This window comes from Paenibacillus vulneris (genome assembly GCF_039543185.1).
GTDB lineage: Bacteria > Bacillota > Bacilli > Paenibacillales > NBRC-103111 > Paenibacillus_S > Paenibacillus_S vulneris.
On sequence record NZ_BAABJG010000022.1, the window covers coordinates 137,388 to 154,570 of the forward strand.

Here is a 17,183-nt window from a genome sequence, read left to right on the forward strand (position 1 = left end):
CCGTTGTCAATAGCGAGTGTCGATGTATGTCGACAGATACATTGCTAGAACCCCCTCATGTATGCTATAAAGGAAAGGAATGATTTCGTTGCGCCCGACACTGGTCCGGCACACGGTATTTTACATAAGGAGTTGGAATTTTCATGGTAGAAATGAACACAGAAGAAGTAATTAATTTTATTAAAACCAGCACGAAAAAAACCCCAGTGAAAGTATATGTAAAGGGTGATCTGGAATCCATCAATTTCGGAGCAGAAATCAAATCCTTCATCTCCGGTAAGAGCGGCGTTCTATTCGGTGAATGGACGGAAGTAAAACGCGTCCTTGACGAAAACCAAGGCAAAATCGAAGATTACGTGGTGGAAAATGACCGCCGCAACTCCGCGATTCCTATGCTGGATCTGAAGAACATCAACGCTCGTATCGAGCCGGGCGCGATTATCCGCGATAAAGTGGCAATCGGCGACAATGCAATCATCATGATGGGCGCTTCCATCAATATCGGTGCTTCCATCGGTGCAGGCACCATGATCGATATGAACGTTGTCGTTGGCGGACGTGCCAAAATCGGCGCTATGTGCCACATTGGTGCAGGCTCCGTCATTGCGGGCGTTATCGAGCCTCCTTCAGCTCAACCGGTTGTTATCGAGGATGACGTGCTTATCGGCGCCAACGCTGTTGTGCTTGAAGGCGTTCGTATCGGCAAGGGCTCTGTCGTTGCTGCCGGTGCTGTCGTGACGGTAGACGTTCCGGAAAATACAGTTGTTGCCGGTGCCCCTGCCCGCGTCATCAAAACCGTTGATGCTAAAACCAAATCCAAAACCGAAATTTTGCAAGACCTGCGCACGCTGTAAACCAATGTGCCTGACAAGGGCTCGGCGATTCTCGCCGGGCTTTTTGTATAACGAACACTTGATCAAGGAGGCTGCCCCATGTCTGCATCCGGCAGAAGCATTGTCGACAATCCAAGCCCATTTGTAGCTATTCGCAGGGAGCTGCATCAAATTCCCGAGCCGGGCTTCGCGGAGTTCAAAACCCAGCAATACTTGCTCAACTATATCAAGTCCCTTCCTGAGGACCGCTATGAGCTCCGCACATGGCGTACCGGCATTCTGGTGAATGTAAAAGGGACAGCGCCTGTCCGCCGCTTCGGCTATCGCGCCGATATGGACGGGCTGCCTATACTAGAAGACACAACGTATGAATTCCGGTCCATTCATGAAGGCTTTATGCATGCCTGCGGTCATGATGTCCATATGTCCATCGGGTTGGGCGTATTGACACACTTCGTTCACCATCCGATTCGTGACGACATCACGTTTATTTTTCAGCCTGCTGAGGAAGGGCCCGGCGGGGCCAAGCCGATGCTCGAGAGCGAGGAGCTCAAGGAATGGATGCCGGATCAAATCATAGCCATGCATGTTGCTCCGGAATATCCTGTCGGCACGATTGCGACCAGACCCGGAATTTTATTCGCCAATACGTCCGAGCTGTTCATTGATTTGACCGGCAAAGGCGGACATGCTGCTTATCCGCATCAGGCTAACGACATGGTTATCGCAGCCTGCCAGCTGGTATCCCAGCTGCAGACAATCATCTCCCGCAACGTAAATCCGCTGGATTCGGCGGTCATTACCATCGGCAAGATCGACGGCGGAACGAAGCAGAACATCATCGCCGAGAAGGCTCGTCTGGAAGGGACCATCCGTACTTTGTCTGCCGAGACCATGACCTTGATTAAGTCACGGATCGAATCGCTTACCGCAGGCATGGAAACGGCTTATAACTGTAAGGTGGATATCGATTATGGCGCCAATTACCGTCAAGTCTTCAATCATGCGGAGCTTACGACCGAGTTCATGACTTGGGTACAAGAACAGAGCAAGATGCAGCTGATTGAATGTACAGAGGCGATGACAGGCGAAGATTTCGGTTATTTACTGGAGGCCATCCCCGGCTTCATGTTCTGGCTCGGCGTAGATACGCCGTACGGGCTTCATCATGCCAAAATCGAGCCGAACGAGCAGGCGATAGATCTTGCCATTCAGACAATTACGAGCTATGTGACATGGAAATCCAGCCAGTCCAACTAAAAATATCTCTCTTAAATGAAAGAAGCTCCTTCAGCCCAACCGGGCGAAGGAGCTTCCTTTATTTATAGGGATGATTCGTCTTCCAATGCTTTCTTGGCCTCCACCAACTCGAGGGAGCCCCCGCTTTCCCCGGATTCATCCGCTTCGACATAACGCTTTAATGCCGCCATTTTATTCTCCCAATAGCGTTCATAGAAGCTGAGCCATCGCTTGAGCTCCTGAAGCGGTTCTGTATCCAGACGGTACCGGGTCTCGCGGCCAACCTTTCTTTCCTTCACCAGCCCGGCATCCGATAATATCCGCAGATGCTTGGAAACAGCCGTTCTACTCATAGGAAAATGCCCGCTTATAACCGTAACCGGCATTTCCTCCTCTTGAACCAGCAGCTGCAGCAGCTTGCGTCGGGTAGGATCTGCTATCGCTTGAAACACATCGTGTTTTGGCGATGAAGAGCTCATTGCGACCCTTCAACATAGGCTGCCAGCTTCTTCTGGATTCCGTTCCAGCCGCCTGCCATATTTTCTCTCACTGCCGTATGCGGTTGACCGAACTCCGTCACCTTATCCGCATCCCACCCGGAATGAATGAGGGTAAACTCCGTTTGATCACCCTTCTCAACCAATTCGAAGGAAAGTGTCCAGTCTTTTCCCCATCGGAAGGAAAGACGGTTCGGGGGATCAATCACAGTTACCTTGCAGGGTGAATCTCCAAAGGGACCTGCGTTTAAATGAAATTCATATCCTTCGATTGGCTGAAAATTATTCGGCATAAACCAGGCCGCGATACCATCGGAAGTAGCTACAGCATTCCATACCTTCTGTATAGGGGCTTTCAAGGTTAAGGTTTGACGAATATCGGGCAATGTATTTTGGCTCATCTTATAATTCCTCCAGGGTCATTTTATGAAACCAAAAGGTTTCACTTATGATTATACGAAACCATTTAGTTTCGCGTCAACCCCTTTATTTTACCTATAAGCCTCCTGGTCTTATTCGCTTATCCCTACAGCAAAAAACCGCGGAGATCGATTTTCCGCGGTGATAATTAAATATTATAGCTTCTTGACAAAAGTCTCCAAGCGATCCATCGCTTTCTCGAGCACTTCCCTGCTATAAGCATAGGAAATTCGGATGTACCCTTCCCCGTAGATAGAAAAAGCATCGCCAGGAACGACGGCAACGCGCTGTTCCTCAAGGAGCCTCATCGTGAAATCCATCGAGGTAAGCTTGAACCGTTCAATGGAAGGGAACAAATAGAATGCTCCTTCCGGTTTATCCAGCTCAAAGCCCATTTGGAGGAGCCGGTTATATACGAAATCCCGCCGCACCATATATTCTTCCTTCATCGGCAGCGCATCATCTATCCCGTTGGTCAAAGCTTCCAGCGCGGCATACTGGCTGATGGAGCTTGCGCAGGTAACGTTGTACTGGTGGACCTTTACCATATGCTGCGATAAATACTCAGGCGCAAACGTGAAGCCGATCCGCCATCCGGTCATGGAATGGGATTTCGACAAGCCGTTAATCACGATCGTCTTCTCCCGCATTGCCGGGAAGGCAGCCAGAGAAAAGTGAGGCTGATCATAAATGAGCTCGCTGTAGATTTCATCCGAGATAACAAAGATGGATTTATCCTCAAGCAGCCGCGCAATATCCGCCAGCTCCTGCTGACTCAACACCCGTCCCGTAGGATTGGAAGGATAACATAATATGATGCATCTTGTTTTATCCGTAATATGAGGCTCAAGCAGCTCAGCGGTTAATTTGAAGCCATTGGCCCGGGTATCCACATAGACCGGCTCTCCTCCGCATAAGCGAACGAGGGGCTCATAGCCCGGATAAATAGGTCCTGGCAAGATCACTTCGCTGCCCGCATCAAGAATCGTGCGCAGCGTAATATCGAGCGCTTGACTCGCTCCCGTCGTTACGATGACCTCGGTTTCCGGACGGTACTTAAGCCCATACTTCCGGTCTAAGAATTGCGCGGCCGCTTGACGCAGCTCAATCATTCCGGGATTCGGAGTATACGTCGTTTTATGCGCATCGATAGCCGCCTTAGCCGCCCGCATAATATGGTCGGGTGTTGGAAAATCTGGCTGGCCGATCGTCAAGGTGACCGCATCCTTATACGTACTCACCAGATTGGATATTTTACGGATACCTGAGATTTGGATGTCCTTCACTTTGGCATTAATCAAATGTTCCATATCTTCCATCCGTCCTTATCGATTTTTTAGCACATGCAGCAGATGCTGCATATCTTCAGGGAGCTCTGCCTCAAATTGCAGATGCTCTCCCGTCCGCGGATGCACAAACCCAAGAACAGCCGCATGCAGCGCTTGTCCGTCCATGCCTACATGCTTGCTTTTGACCGGCCCATATGCCGGATCTCCTGCCAGCGGATGCCCGATAAACTTCATGTGAACCCGGATTTGATGGGTGCGTCCCGTCTCCAGCTTTAACTCCAGCAAGGTGAAGTCGCCGAATCTTTCCAGCACGACAAAATGGGTTACCGCATGCTTGCTGTTTTTATCTGTCACCGTGTAGAGCTTACGGTCATGAGGGTCTCTTCCGATAGGTGCATCGATGGTGCCGTTATCGTGCGCCACGTTGCCGTGGACAACGGCCAAATATTTGCGGTTGACGGAATGCTCCTTCAGCTGAGCGGCTAGAGAAACATGCGCCAAATCATTTTTGGCCGCCATCAAAAGTCCGGAAGTATCCTTATCGATGCGGTGTACGATACCGGGTCTCATGACTCCGTTAATGCCGGATAAATCCTTGCAATGATACAGCAGCGCATTAACCAAGGTGCCGGAATAATGTCCCGGTGCAGGATGAACGACAAGCCCCCGCGGCTTATTGACAACAATGACATCGGAATCTTCGTAGACGACCTCCAACGGAATCGGCTCCGGCTCCAGATTAAGCTCCTCCGGCTCGGGAATAGTAAGGAGCAGCCGGTCACCTTCCGCTATTTTATAATTCGCTTTGACGGTGGCTCCATTGACGGTAAGATGCCCGTCTTTAATCCACTGCTGCACTTGCGTGCGAGACACATCCTCTTCCAACGACTCGGTTATGAATTTATCGATCCGCTCTCCCCGGTCTTCAGCTCCGGCGATCCATTCCAACGTTGACTCCAGCTGCTCTTGATCCGAAACTGACATGTCGATTATGCGCCTCTCCTTTCCTTGCTCCAGCTAATGAGCGAATCAATGAAAATAAGTGCAACCCCTACAACAATGGCGGAGTCTGCAATATTAAAGATCGGGTACGTATAGTCTACAGGCGTTCCGAACCAGTTAAACTGAAAACGGAACTGCAGAAAATCAACCACTTCACCGAACAAAGCGCGGTCGATAAAATTGCCTAGAGCTCCGCCCAGCAAGAGGCTTAACGCAAACGGCAGCAGCCTGCGGCCTTCCTTGCGCGTTTTTTGCAGATACCAGATGACAGCGGCAGCGACCACTAACGTAATTACGATAAAAAACCATCTCTGGTTCTGCAAGATGCCGAACGCAGCGCCGCGGTTACGGTGAGACGTAATTTGAAAAAATTCGCCGATGACCGATCTGGACTCGCCTATCAGCAATTTGTTAACGATAAGCCATTTCGTCGCCTGGTCCAAAAGAAGCACAATCAATGCGTAGATGTAATAGATCAATGTTTCATCTCCTTAGTTCGCTTCCTTTACTACAATGATTTTCCTATGTAAAAAGGTCACTATTCGTAAAAAATAGAGGCAACGTGATTCTAAAAAAGGAGGCGGCCCCATGCCGGATCAACCGAACGCAATCAATTCCCGACAGCTGCAAGAACTAAAGCGAACACTGCAGGAAGAAAAGCAATGGCTCGAGGATCATTGGGAGACTAACGAGCATTTCGGTCTGAGCGAATCGCTTCGAAATCAAACCGGTGAGCTGTCCACCAACGATAACCATCCCGCTGACCTGGGTTCAGAGTTATTCGAACGAAGCAAGGATATTGCTTTGCATGAAAACCGGGAGCGCCATCTTATAGATGTGAAGGAAGCATTAGAACGAATCGATAATGGCCGATATGGCTATTGTAACACCTGCGGAGCCCCTATTTCTTTCGAGCGGCTGCAGGCTATACCAACTACACTTTATTGCGTTGAGCATGTCCCTGATCCTCATGCATCGGAAGGACGTCCTGTTGAAGAAGAATTTCTGGCTCCGCCGTTCGGCAGGACCAGCTTGGACGCTCAGGCCGATCAAAATCAGTTTGACGGCGAAGACGCATGGCAAATCGTTGAAAGCTGGGGAACATCCAACACTCCGGCCATGGCCGAAAATCCCAATGTCTCCGACGATTACAATGACATGGAAATCGAGGCAGACGAGCATGACGGTTACGTAGAATCATTCGAAAGCTTCTTGGCAACGGATATGTACGGCCAGCATGTCACCGTAGTACGAAACCGCGCTTATCAAGAATACCTTCACAACGGTGAAGGCGAAGGACTCCTGGAGCCCGATCTGGAAGTATCGGACGAAGGTTACTATTAAGCCTTAAGAAAACAGGTGCTTCCGGCAAAAGATCTCTTCTGCCGGAAGCCTTCCCCAAGATTAAACTCCAGCCGTTTGCTTCATCACACTGGCACATCTTTTACATAGAGTGGAATGCTCCTCGTCAAGACCTACCTCCGGCGTAACAATCCAGCAGCGCTCACATTTCTCGCCTTCGGCTACAACTACTTGAACCGACAGCCCTTTAAAGGAATGAGCTCCTTCCGGCACTTGCGCACCAGGCTCATGAAGAGCTACTGCAGAGACAATGAACAGCTGATCCAGCTGCTCGAAGCTTTGAAGCAGCTTGAAGGTATCTGCATCCGGGTACAAATGTAAGGCGGCACTAAGCGAGTTGCCGATGATTTTCTCCTTGCGCGCTTCCTCGAGAGCCTTCAATACATCGTCGCGAATTCCGATAAATTGCTCCCATTTGCTCTCCAGAGCCGCGTCGAACAATGCCTTGTTCACTTCCGGGAATTCGCTTAACTGAACGCTATCCAGCTCTGCCCCAGGAATGTGCATCCATACTTCCTCGGACGTATGAGGCAGAATAGGCGCAATCAATTTAGTTATTGCCGTTAAAGCGTCATATAATACGGTTTGTGCCGCTTTGCGTCCCGCATCGGCCGGTGCGCTGGCATACAGGCGATCCTTGATGATGTCCAGATAGAATGCGCTCAGCTCTACCGCACAGAAATGATGAACGGTTTGATAAACAATATGGAACTCATAGGAGTCATAAGCTTTGATAACCCGATCGATCATCCGGTTAAGCTGTGCAGAGGCAAACCGGTCGAGCTCGTTCATGTTTTCTGCAGCAACCCGGTCCGTGCCCGGATTAAAGTCGTACAGGTTGCCCAGCAGGAAGCGCAGCGTGTTACGGATTTTGCGGTAAACCTCCGTAATTTGGTTCAGAATATTATCGGAGATACGAACATCCGATTGATAATCCACGGAAGAAACCCACAGTCGCAAAATATCGGCGCCCAGCTTCTCGCATACTTTGTTAGGATCCACCGTATTTCCGAGGGATTTGGACATTTTGCGGCCTTCGCCGTCCAGTGTAAATCCATGGCTCAGGATGCCTTTGTAAGGCGCTTGCCCTTTCACAGCTACCCCGGTAATAAGGGAAGAATTGTACCATCCGCGGTATTGGTCAGAGCCCTCCAGATAGAGATCTGCAGGCCATTGCAGCTCTTCACGCGTCTCAAGAACCGCTACATGGCTGGAACCGGAATCGAACCACACGTCCATAATATCGGTTTCTTTGCGGAAATGGTCGTGGCCGCATTTCGGACATACCGTACCAGTCGGCAGCAGCTCTTGCTCATCCAGCTGGAACCATGCATTGGATCCGTCCTTTTCAAAAATTTGAGCAACGTGCTCGATGGTATCGTTGTTAACAACAGGTTCATTACAGCTGCGGCAGTAGAAAATCGGAATCGGAACGCCCCATACACGCTGGCGGGAAATACACCAGTCTCCGCGGTCCGCGATCATATTATGAAGACGAACCTCTCCCCAATTCGGTGTCCATTGAATCCGTTTAATTTCGTCGAGCATCTCTTGACGGAACTTGTCAACGGAAGCAAACCATTGCTCCGTGGCGCGGAAAATAACCGGCTTCTTCGTCCGCCAGTCATGCGGATACTGATGCTGAATCGTCGTCATGTGCAACAGATGTCCGGACTCCTGGATCATCTCGGTGACCAGCTTGCCGCCTTTTTCATAGAACATGCCTTCAAAGCCTGGAGCCTCGGCGGTAAAATGACCTTGATCGTCTACGGGACAAAGCACACCCAGGTTGTATCGCTGGCCGATGATAAAGTCGTCTTCCCCGTGTCCTGGAGCTGTATGTACGCAGCCCGTACCGGCATCCAGCGTTACATGCTCGCCCACCATCACAAGCGATGTACGGTCGTAGAATGGATGCTTGCAAAGCACAAACTCCAGCTCACTGCCTTTCAGTTGGGAAAGCACCTGTACATCCGTCCAGCCGATTTCTTTGGAGGCAGCCTCCAGAAGACCCGCTGCAAGGACATATTTCTTCCCGTCAGCCAACACAACCGCATAATCGAAGTCAGGATGAACGCTGATACCCAAGTTAGCGGGAAGCGTCCATGGCGTCGTTGTCCAGATGACAATGGAAGCATCCTCAGGAAGCTTGCCTTTACCATCCTGCACCTGGAAGGCTACATAAATGGAAGTGGATGTCTTGTCCTGATATTCGATCTCTGCCTCTGCCAGTGCGCTTTCGGAGGATGGAGACCAGTAAACCGGCTTCAGGCCTTTATAAATATACCCTTTATTCACCATTTCTCCGAACACACGAATTTGTTGAGCTTCGTATTTCGGCTGCAAGGTAATATACGGATTATCCCAGTCACCACGAACCATAAGGCGCTGGAATTGGCTTTTTTGCTTCTCCACCCATTGCAGTGCGTATTCCTTACAATATTCACGGAATTCATGAACGCTCATTTTTTTGCGGTCTACTTTGCCGCCGTTTGCAATAGCCTGCTCGATAGGCAGCCCATGGGTATCCCATCCAGGAACATACGGCGCATCATAGCCCTGCATCGTTTTGAAGCGGACAATGATGTCCTTCAAAATTTTGTTCATGGCATGTCCGATATGAATCTCCCCGTTGGCATAAGGAGGACCGTCGTGCAAAATAAATTTTGGCTTTCCTTTACGGCTCTCCTGAACCTTGCGGTAAATGTCCATTTCGTTCCAGCGTTCCAGCATTTTCGGCTCCGCCTGAGGCAGATTGCCGCGCATCGGAAAATCCGTCTGCAGCAGGTTTAATGTTTTTCCATAATCCATTTGTTGCTTCCATCCCTTCAATAAAATCATATAGGCCTCGTAACAGGACCCTCTCTGTCTATCCATGAAGAAGAGCTGATTAAAGGCGTTTGCCGCCCTCTGCAGATGCCCTTGGCTCAGCAGGATCGCAATCGATCGATACGAGGGAACAAAAAAAGACCCTCATCCCCTAGGGACGAGAAGTCTCGCGGTACCACCCTGATTAAGACATTATGCAGTCTGGCATTAGAACAACCATATGCTGCTATTAGTCTCCACTCTTATGATCTGTAACGGAATCACCCGATCTGCTTTACTAAGGGTTCAAGAGATGCTCATGGGTGATTTTCCTATTACTGCGGAGGCCGGGCTCCCACCATTATCCCGACTCGCTGATCACGCTTACGTAAAGTACTCGTCCCAATCATCGTTTTGGTTGTCATTTAGTTTTACTCATTACGGAGTATAACGAAAATACAAGACAGAGTCAACCGAGCTTCTTAGGAGACGGCACCGGCCTAGGTGTGCTCAATCTCCATTCGTTCCAGTGAGCTCCAGTCTTCTTTACCGAGCAGCTCCAGCTGCGCTTCAAGCAAAGTACGGAAGCGGGTGCGGTAGATGGAAGCCTGCTTTTTCAACTCCTCGATTTCAACCGCAATTTTCCGCGATTTTGCCAACGACTCATTGATAATACGATCCGCGTTCTTTTCCGCTTCTTTTATAATCAACTGCGCTTCCTTCTTAGAATTGGCTTTGACTTCGTCCGCCGCTTCCTGTGCTATGATGATCGTTTTGCTCAACGTCTCCTCAATATTGGAGAAATGATCGAGCCTTTCTTGTATGGCGGCCAACTGATTCTGCAAATCCTTATTCTCACGGATCAGCGCCTCGTAATCCTTAATCACTTGATCCAAAAATTCATTGACCTGATCTTCATCGTAACCGCGGAAAGAACGGCCAAATTCTTTATTATGTATATCCAACGGTGTTAACGCCATTGCTGCACCTCCTGAATATTTGCAACATTCCGAAATTGTTCTATGTCAGACACGTATTGCTATATTCGACAGCAGGCTGCATTTTCCTTCAATCTCCATAAAAAAAATCGGCAATCTATACATATTTGCCGATTTTAACGCGGAATCTGCCTTTTTTGGTTAATCCTTCAATTTCGAGCACTTTAAAGCGTCCGAAGCCTTGCAAGGAAACGACGTCTCCGGCCCTTAAAGGCTTGCTCGGATCCTCTTCCTGCTTCCAATTCACCTTACATCTCCCGGCCTTGATCGGAATTAGGATTTTGGCGCGGCTCAAATGGTATACATCGCTTACAATGCCATCCAATCGCAAGGATGCAACCGACAATCCTATCTCCTCAAGCTTGGTATCGGCTACCAATAGCTTCTCCATCGGCAGGAGCTCCGTCTGGACATGCACCCGATGAACCTGCTGCAGGTTAAGCCGCATGTAATCCGCAACCTCATCAGCTACCAAAAAGTGGCAGCCCTGATCCGATACATGGATATCGCCGATTTTGTCCCGTTTGATGCCAAGAGCCAGAATCGAGCCCATGTAATCGCTGTGATCGAGCTCCTTCAGCTTATCATCCAGCGATGTGACGGAGATGAGGCTGATCCCCATATCCTCATCCTCAAGGACACGATAGTCTGGAGCCACCAGTGCCCGCCGCCGCTCCGCATGCTCATGCCCTCCATCGAAGCGTACCTGTACATCCATAGTTCGATTCACCAGGGTGGAGAGAATAAAAGCTTGCCGAGGGTCCAGGAAATCGGTCAGCTTGACCGAATGCTGCTGAGCGCGTTCGACCCATTCCGCCGCTTTGTCTACAAACCGGTGCTCGTCTGGATGGAAATGCGAGTAAATTTGATCTACATTCAATGCCATCACCTATACGAAAAAGTTCACAATGGCACGAATGCCTTCGCCAATGAAACGAAGAGCGATTAATGCGATAATCGGGGAGATATCGATCATGCCGCCGATAGGTGGAATAAACCGTCTGAAGATGGACAAGTAGGGCTCGCACAGCTTGCCTAAAATCTCACCAATAAAGCTATCCCTTGCGCTTGGAAGCCAGGAAAGCAGCACATAGGCGATCAGCATATATGTATAAATTTCTATGAGCGTGTAAATGTATCCGTCAATCGTGGAATACAAGCTGTTCACCCCGTTTTCAGTTAATGTTAATACCCGTCATGACCCAGTATTTCCGAGATGGAGCCATGAATTTCAACCGTATCCGGCGTACACAAAAAAATGTTAGGTCCAATCTTCGAAATCGAGCCGTTGAGCGCATACACCGTACCGCTAAGAAAGTCTACGATCCGTGTTGCTTGATCCGGCCGGACCAAATGCAGATTGACGACAACTGGACGGCGGGAGCGCAGATAATCGGCAATCTCCTGAGTGTCATCATAGGATTTGGGCTCGGTCAGCATCACCCTCACATTTTTTTGCGAATGGATACTCACGACGTTATTCTTATTTCTACGCATTTCGGTCGGATTGGTTTCAGGTTCTTCCGGCTGCTGCTCGACAACCCGCTCGCGCTCTACCACTTCTTCTTCATCTTGTAATCCCAAGAAGTTCATGAATTTGTTCATGACGCTCATGTCCTCTCCTCCTTAGAGTTTCACCGTAGGTGAAACTTACTTCGTAAGCATTTGCTGAGTTTCACCGAAGGTGAAACTAACTTCGTAAGCATTCTCTGAGTTTCACCGTAGGTGAAACTTACTTCGTAAGCATTTACTGAGTTTCACCTACGGTGAAACTTGCATCGCAAGCTTATCTTGTTATTCCTTACCCACGAGAACGGATCCCAAACGGACCCAGGTCGCTCCTTCTTCAATCGCAATCTCGAAATCGTTGGACATTCCCATCGATAAATGAGGCACCTCGTAGCCGAGCGCTTTCTCGAGATTCATTTCATCCCTCAATTCCCTAAGCCGGCGGAATACCGGACGGGTCGCTTCCGGCTCAGCCTCATAAGGAGCCATTGTCATGAAACCGACGATGCGGATGTTCTTCAGTTCCCGGATCGCCTCGATAAATGCATTCAGCTCTTCCGGAGGCAATCCGTACTTCGTCTCCTCCCCGGAAACATTCAGCTGGATGAAGCATTGGGCCGTTATCCCCATAGCGGCTGCCTTTTTATCCACTTCCTTGGCAAGAGAAAGCCTGTCCAGAGAATGGATATAAGCGAATTTCCCCACGACATCCTTGACCTTATTCGTCTGCAGATGACCGATAAAGTGCCAGGTCCCTTGATGGCCGAACGCTTCCCATTTGGCCTGTGCGTCCTGCCACCGATTTTCCCCGATATGATGGAGCCCCTGCTCAAGCACCCTTCCCGTGGTTTCCAGCGAAACATATTTGGTTACCGCAATAATCTGAACCTCGTTACGATCACGTCCGGCACGGGCGCATGCTTGGGCTATTCTGTCTTCTACATATGGTATAGTTTGCGTCAATTGCAAAACGTGAAGTCACCTCAATTCCTATCCACCTATTCATGCAGGCCGATCCACGCAGCCATTCTGCCCGTCTTCCCGCCTTCCTTGCGGTGCGAAAAAAACAAATCGGTGCGGCAGCTCGTGCATAAACTACTTATTTCGATATGTGACGGCAAAATTCCTGCTTTTATCATAATTTGTCGGTTCATTTGTTGCAAGCTTAAGTTATATTTCCCGTTTTCCTTGATTTCATAGATAGGTGCCGCTTGCTCCCCTTGCTGATTGACCATATTCAATTCATCCATCGTATGTTGAATCTGGGAAATCACCTTATCGTCAACCTCATAGCAGCAGGCTTGGATGGAAGGACCTATTGCCGCAAGCAGCCTCTCCGCCTTGGTCCCATATTGACGTTCCATAGCTTCCACCGTCTTGCGGGCGATCTGCAGAACGGTACCTTTCCAGCCTGCGTGAGCCAAACCGACAGCCCGATGGACCGGGTCGAAAAAAAACAACGGAACACAATCCGCAAACAAGGCATGTAAAAAAATTCCCGGCTCATTCGTAATAAAGGCGTCCTTGGATTGAATCGCCTCTTCCCTAGACAATGTTCCCGCACCCGCATGCTCGCGCGTCACAACCTGAACCTCGTTTCCGTGAACCTGCTCAGCGTATGTGCTGTCTTGCAGCTCTATGTTCAAGGCTTCGGCCAGCCGTTCCCTATTGACGATGACATCCTCTGGCTGATCCATGACATGAAGTCCGCAGTTCAGGCTGCTGAACTCCTTCTTGCTTACGCCACCGTGACGGGAAGTAAAGCCGGCCGTTAAACCTATTGCCTGATCCATCCATTGCTTGATAAAAAACAGCTCGCATCCGTTCTCCACTTTTTGCAGCACAAATGGTTCCATCCTTGCGACTCCCTTCGTCTCTCGGTATCCGTTTACCAAACACTCCCTATCAGTATACACGAAAATAAGGCAAAACCTCAAAAAAACTATAACGAAAAAACAGCACACTACCCGATAAGCTCCGCTTGATTAACGGCATGCTCTCGTTCGTGTGCCTTTCCATGAAGTTCATTTATCCCCGATACTGCCGGTTATATTCATACACAGTCGTATCCGTTTCCTCCTGCTGCCGGTAACTGCGAACATCATCCAGCTTCACCAGCACGACATCCATTCCGATTTTTACAATGTTTTTCCACGGGATCACGACATCTGTAGAGCCGCCGAACCAGCCGAACAATCGGCCGCTGCTCGGCACAACGATGGACTCGATTCTTCCCTGCCGGAGATCCAGCTCCAAGTCGCTAATTTGCCCGAGCTTTTTACCGTCCACAATATTGATAACGTCCTTGGTTTGAAAGTCCGATATTTTCACGCTGCAACCACCACGTATTCTCATGGATTCTTGACCTGCCGCATAACCTCGCTTTTCCTGCCTCTTATAGATACTATATGTGAGAGTTGGGCAAAATGTCCTTCTTCATGAAAAAAAGACCCACTCCTTGTTGCTTTATGAGTCGGTCCAGTTTGGTTTTAAGGTCAGGCGCTCTAAGCGCGAATTAATTTTTCACATGCTTTTGCATTTGTGAAATAGCTGATTTTTCCAACCGGGATACTTGTGCTTGTGAGATACCAATCTCATCTGCGACCTCCATTTGGGTCTTACCGTCAAAAAAGCGCATGGACAAGATCATTTTTTCCCGGTCATTGAGCTTCCGCATCGCTTCCCGCAGGGCAATGCCTTCAATCCACGATACATCCTTGTTGCGGTCGTCGCTGATCTGATCCATCACGTAGATCGGATCTCCTCCGTCGTGGTAGATCGGTTCAAATAACGATACAGGGTCCTGGATGGCATCCAGCGCAAATACCACGTCTTCCTTAGGCACGTTAAGCGCTTCGGAAATTTCATAAATCGTTGGCTCACGTGAGTTCTGATTCGTCAGGCTATCGCGGACCTGCAGCGCCTTGTACGCAATATCACGCAGGGAGCGCGATACCCGGATCGGATTGTTATCGCGTAAATAGCGGCGGATTTCACCGATAATCATCGGTACGGCATACGTAGAAAATTTAACATTTTGACTCAAATCAAAGTTATCAATTGCTTTCATCAGTCCGATACAGCCTACTTGAAACAGATCATCCACATATTCACCACGATTGTTAAACCGCTGGATAACGCTGAGCACCAACCGCAGATTGCCGTTTACCAATTTCTCTCTTGCCGTTCGTTCATTATTAGTTTGAAGCTGAACGAATAATTCACGCATTTCCGCGTTGGTCAGAACAGGTAGCTTTGCAGTATCGACACCGCAAATCTCGACTTTGTTTCGGGTCACCGTGATTACCTCCCAAGGAGAAACATTACTGTTAATTATCTCCTCGAGATGCTTTTTTATGCGCTGTCTTCCCCTGCCCTGTACCCTTGCGGGAAGGTCCGATGCATTTCAAAAACCAATCAAATCAAGCACGGATTCGCTTACAAACGGTTCAAAAAAACTTTTTTCCAGTTTACACCATTTTATTAAACTCTTTGCGCAGCCTTTTAATGATGCGTTTCTCCAGGCGCGATATATAGGATTGAGATATGCCCAGCATATCGGCCACATCCTTCTGCGTCTTCTCTTCCCCGTCCTGCAGACCGAATCGAAGCTCCATAATGGTGCGCTCGCGTTCCGTCAGCTTATCCAGCGCCTTATGCAGCAGCTTGCGGTCCACCTGCTCCTCAATGTTCCGATAAATCGTATCATTCTCGGTGCCCAGTACATCGGATAACAGCAGCTCGTTGCCGTCCCAATCGATATTTAGCGGCTCATCGAAGGATACCTCGGTACGAATTTTGCTGTTACGGCGCAAGTACATCAAAATTTCATTTTCAATGCATCGCGATGCGTAGGTGGCCAGCTTGATTTTTTTCTCCGGATCAAACGTATTGACCGCTTTGATTAAACCGATCGCGCCAATGGACACAAGATCTTCTATGTTGATCCCCGTGTTCTCAAACTTCCTGGCTATGTAGACAACCAGCCGCAAATTTCTTTCTATGAGCATCGCACGGATGGCCGCATCTCCGGAAGGAAGCTTTTCCAGCAAATATTCTTCCTCTTCGCGTGTCAGTGGAGGCGGCAGCGCTTCACTTCCGCCTATGTAATAGATTTCCTCCCCTTTTAATCCAAGAAACAGCAAAAGACGGAAATAATAGATTTGCAGAATGAGCTTCAACTTCAAGAGCATAATCGTGTTCCTCCTTAGCGTTTGCGGTTTGGTTTCTCTAAGCTGTAAGCCTAGAACGGGGCAAGCATGAGCTATTCGTTGTGCAGCAAATTCGGATGAATAATGGCCTGGTACGCATTGTCTGCGCTTAATTTGCCTCCATCTAGTCCGATCAGAACCTTAAGAGCTTCAAATTGCTTGTCATTATGAGTAATGACTACGCGATCCGGTTTAATTGCAAGCATGAACTGTGTACTGCGGTTGACGCCACGGTAAGGAACCAGCCGCAAGCGATCCTGCCATTCAAATTCGTCAGTTCCAATAGCGCTCACAATCTGATCGACCTCGGACCGCTCGATCCGTTTTTTCCAAGATTCAGGGATTTTCTCCCCCCATTGGGACAGCTCCATGACCATGACTGGCGTTTTCGTCAGCGGATCGTACAGCTGATTCCCCGTATCGATCAATCCGGTGCAGCTGGATTCAAACTGGTCGATATGCACGTCCACTTTGGCCATATAGGAGGCCATTTCTTCCTTTCGTTTGGAGGCTTGCTGGACATGGCGAAACAGCCAAATCGAGAGAAACAGCACTACAATGATGAACAGCAGCCCTATTTGCAGCCTGTGCTCCACACCTCCGGATTGCGTAAACAAAATACCGTTTATGACCTCGCCGGACGACATCCAGAAATAATGCACTCCTATGATAGCTCCGGCGGCAACAAAGTTAATAACGTAAAAAGCACCTACGTTTCGCCAAAAATGCTGAAGCCCGCCATAGCCGTATGCGGTCAATATCATAATGAGGGACAATATAAATTTGACGGCAAACGTGAACATAAACGACAACGGAGGAAAAAACAAAAGCACTACGTAAGCTCCCCCAATAGCAGCGGAACAGAGCAGTCTCCACCAGCGGAACTGCAGCCTTCTCACTTTGGTCGTAGCCATTAGCAGAACCGCATCAATCAGCATGTTGACCAGGAAAATGAGATCTACATATACTACCATTTTCCCTACCTCCCGGTACCCTCTGCATCGGTTGAGCATTC

Annotated in this window: 19 protein-coding genes and 1 other annotated feature; of the genes, 3 read left to right on the forward strand and 16 right to left on the reverse strand. The window is 49.1% G+C overall.

Annotated elements, in window-relative coordinates; translation table 11 throughout:
- Window positions 1-143: 143 nt before the first annotated feature.
- Both dapD and ABEA66_RS20465 read left to right on the forward strand, forming a co-directional pair.
- Window positions 144-854 (forward strand): 2,3,4,5-tetrahydropyridine-2,6-dicarboxylate N-acetyltransferase, encoded by a 711-nt coding sequence (dapD, locus tag ABEA66_RS20460; protein WP_079910462.1) that lies wholly within the window; start codon window positions 144-146, stop codon window positions 852-854.
- A gap of 78 nt (window positions 855-932) precedes the next feature.
- On the forward strand, window positions 933-2,093 hold the full coding sequence (locus ABEA66_RS20465; RefSeq protein WP_345590321.1) for an N-acetyldiaminopimelate deacetylase: 1,161 nt from the start codon (window positions 933-935) through the stop codon (window positions 2,091-2,093).
- 62 nt (window positions 2,094-2,155) lie between these two features.
- On the opposite strand, the gene ABEA66_RS20470 is transcribed toward ABEA66_RS20465, so the two are convergent.
- The 5 genes from ABEA66_RS20470 to lspA all read right to left on the reverse strand — a co-directional run bounded on the left by ABEA66_RS20470 (window position 2,156) and on the right by lspA (window position 5,759).
- Window positions 2,156-2,551: an ArsR/SmtB family transcription factor gene (locus ABEA66_RS20470; protein WP_079910464.1), complete on the reverse strand. Its 396-nt coding sequence runs from the start codon at window positions 2,549-2,551 to the stop codon at window positions 2,156-2,158.
- Window positions 2,548-2,970 (reverse strand): SRPBCC family protein, encoded by a 423-nt coding sequence (locus ABEA66_RS20475; RefSeq protein ID WP_345590322.1) that lies wholly within the window; start codon window positions 2,968-2,970, stop codon window positions 2,548-2,550. The genes ABEA66_RS20470 and ABEA66_RS20475 overlap by 4 nt, the downstream gene beginning before the upstream one ends.
- A 174-nt stretch (window positions 2,971-3,144) precedes the next feature.
- On the reverse strand, window positions 3,145-4,299 hold the full coding sequence (locus ABEA66_RS20480; RefSeq protein ID WP_179135986.1) for an aminotransferase A: 1,155 nt from the start codon (window positions 4,297-4,299) through the stop codon (window positions 3,145-3,147).
- A 15-nt stretch (window positions 4,300-4,314) separates the two neighbouring features.
- The gene (locus ABEA66_RS20485; RefSeq protein WP_192702682.1) at window positions 4,315-5,262 is read right to left on the reverse strand and encodes an RluA family pseudouridine synthase; all 948 of its coding nucleotides are present in this window, start codon (window positions 5,260-5,262) and stop codon (window positions 4,315-4,317) included.
- A 5-nt stretch (window positions 5,263-5,267) separates the two neighbouring features.
- A complete protein-coding gene (lspA, locus tag ABEA66_RS20490; protein ID WP_192702683.1) occupies window positions 5,268-5,759 on the reverse strand; it encodes a signal peptidase II in 492 nt (163 codons plus the stop codon).
- Window positions 5,760-5,868: 109 nt separating this feature from the next.
- On the opposite strand from lspA, the gene ABEA66_RS20495 reads away from it, so the two are divergent.
- Entirely contained in the window at window positions 5,869-6,624 is a 756-nt protein-coding gene (locus ABEA66_RS20495; RefSeq protein WP_345590326.1) for a TraR/DksA C4-type zinc finger protein, read from the forward strand.
- A 60-nt stretch (window positions 6,625-6,684) separates the two neighbouring features.
- On the opposite strand, the gene ileS is transcribed toward ABEA66_RS20495, so the two are convergent.
- The 11 genes from ileS to spoIIGA all read right to left on the reverse strand — a co-directional run bounded on the left by ileS (window position 6,685) and on the right by spoIIGA (window position 17,142).
- Entirely contained in the window at window positions 6,685-9,453 is a 2,769-nt protein-coding gene (gene ileS, locus ABEA66_RS20500) for an isoleucine--tRNA ligase (RefSeq protein ID WP_345590328.1), read from the reverse strand.
- Window positions 9,454-9,621: 168 nt separating this feature from the next.
- Window positions 9,622-9,869 (reverse strand) — a binding site (T-box leader).
- 81 nt (window positions 9,870-9,950) lie between these two features.
- A complete protein-coding gene (locus ABEA66_RS20505; protein WP_079910470.1) occupies window positions 9,951-10,430 on the reverse strand; it encodes a DivIVA domain-containing protein in 480 nt (159 codons plus the stop codon).
- 115 nt (window positions 10,431-10,545) lie between these two features.
- Window positions 10,546-11,328 (reverse strand): YlmH family RNA-binding protein, encoded by a 783-nt coding sequence (locus ABEA66_RS20510; RefSeq protein WP_345590331.1) that lies wholly within the window; start codon window positions 11,326-11,328, stop codon window positions 10,546-10,548.
- Window positions 11,329-11,337: 9 nt separating this feature from the next.
- Window positions 11,338-11,607 (reverse strand): YggT family protein, encoded by a 270-nt coding sequence (locus ABEA66_RS20515; RefSeq protein WP_079910472.1) that lies wholly within the window; start codon window positions 11,605-11,607, stop codon window positions 11,338-11,340.
- A gap of 26 nt (window positions 11,608-11,633) precedes the next feature.
- Entirely contained in the window at window positions 11,634-12,062 is a 429-nt protein-coding gene (locus tag ABEA66_RS20520; protein ID WP_079910473.1) for a cell division protein SepF, read from the reverse strand.
- Between the two features lie 180 nt (window positions 12,063-12,242).
- A complete protein-coding gene (locus tag ABEA66_RS20525) occupies window positions 12,243-12,926 on the reverse strand; it encodes a YggS family pyridoxal phosphate-dependent enzyme (protein ID WP_345590334.1) in 684 nt (227 codons plus the stop codon).
- A gap of 29 nt (window positions 12,927-12,955) precedes the next feature.
- On the reverse strand, window positions 12,956-13,813 hold the full coding sequence (gene pgeF / locus ABEA66_RS20530) for a peptidoglycan editing factor PgeF (RefSeq protein ID WP_079910475.1): 858 nt from the start codon (window positions 13,811-13,813) through the stop codon (window positions 12,956-12,958).
- Between the two features lie 172 nt (window positions 13,814-13,985).
- Complete coding sequence (locus ABEA66_RS20535) at window positions 13,986-14,288, reverse strand: YlmC/YmxH family sporulation protein (RefSeq protein WP_079910476.1); 303 nt, start codon at window positions 14,286-14,288, stop codon at window positions 13,986-13,988.
- A gap of 184 nt (window positions 14,289-14,472) precedes the next feature.
- A complete protein-coding gene (gene sigG, locus ABEA66_RS20540; RefSeq protein ID WP_079910477.1) occupies window positions 14,473-15,255 on the reverse strand; it encodes an RNA polymerase sporulation sigma factor SigG in 783 nt (260 codons plus the stop codon).
- A 172-nt stretch (window positions 15,256-15,427) separates the two neighbouring features.
- A complete protein-coding gene (gene sigE, locus ABEA66_RS20545; RefSeq protein WP_028549292.1) occupies window positions 15,428-16,150 on the reverse strand; it encodes an RNA polymerase sporulation sigma factor SigE in 723 nt (240 codons plus the stop codon).
- Between the two features lie 71 nt (window positions 16,151-16,221).
- Window positions 16,222-17,142: a sigma-E processing peptidase SpoIIGA gene (spoIIGA, locus tag ABEA66_RS20550; protein ID WP_079910478.1), complete on the reverse strand. Its 921-nt coding sequence runs from the start codon at window positions 17,140-17,142 to the stop codon at window positions 16,222-16,224.
- Window positions 17,143-17,183 lie beyond the last annotated feature (41 nt).

Bases quoted from the DNA above. Each gene is read 5' to 3' on its own strand.
- dapD (WP_079910462.1), top strand. From the start codon at position 144: ATGGTAGAAATGAACACAGAAGAAGTAATTAATTTTATTAAAACCAGC.
- ABEA66_RS20465 (WP_345590321.1), top strand. From the start codon at position 933: ATGTCTGCATCCGGCAGAAGCATTGTCGACAATCCAAGCCCATTTGTA.
- ABEA66_RS20470 (WP_079910464.1), bottom strand. From the start codon at position 2,551: ATGAGCTCTTCATCGCCAAAACACGATGTGTTTCAAGCGATAGCAGAT.
- ABEA66_RS20475 (WP_345590322.1), bottom strand. From the start codon at position 2,970: ATGAGCCAAAATACATTGCCCGATATTCGTCAAACCTTAACCTTGAAA.
- ABEA66_RS20480 (WP_179135986.1), bottom strand. From the start codon at position 4,299: ATGGAACATTTGATTAATGCCAAAGTGAAGGACATCCAAATCTCAGGT.
- ABEA66_RS20485 (WP_192702682.1), bottom strand. From the start codon at position 5,262: ATGTCAGTTTCGGATCAAGAGCAGCTGGAGTCAACGTTGGAATGGATC.
- ABEA66_RS20495 (WP_345590326.1), top strand. From the start codon at position 5,869: ATGCCGGATCAACCGAACGCAATCAATTCCCGACAGCTGCAAGAACTA.
- ileS (WP_345590328.1), bottom strand. From the start codon at position 9,453: ATGGATTATGGAAAAACATTAAACCTGCTGCAGACGGATTTTCCGATG.
- ABEA66_RS20505 (WP_079910470.1), bottom strand. From the start codon at position 10,430: ATGGCGTTAACACCGTTGGATATACATAATAAAGAATTTGGCCGTTCT.
- ABEA66_RS20520 (WP_079910473.1), bottom strand. From the start codon at position 12,062: ATGAGCGTCATGAACAAATTCATGAACTTCTTGGGATTACAAGATGAA.
- pgeF (WP_079910475.1), bottom strand. From the start codon at position 13,813: ATGGAACCATTTGTGCTGCAAAAAGTGGAGAACGGATGCGAGCTGTTT.
- sigE (WP_028549292.1), bottom strand. From the start codon at position 16,150: ATGCTCTTGAAGTTGAAGCTCATTCTGCAAATCTATTATTTCCGTCTT.
- spoIIGA (WP_079910478.1), bottom strand. From the start codon at position 17,142: ATGGTAGTATATGTAGATCTCATTTTCCTGGTCAACATGCTGATTGAT.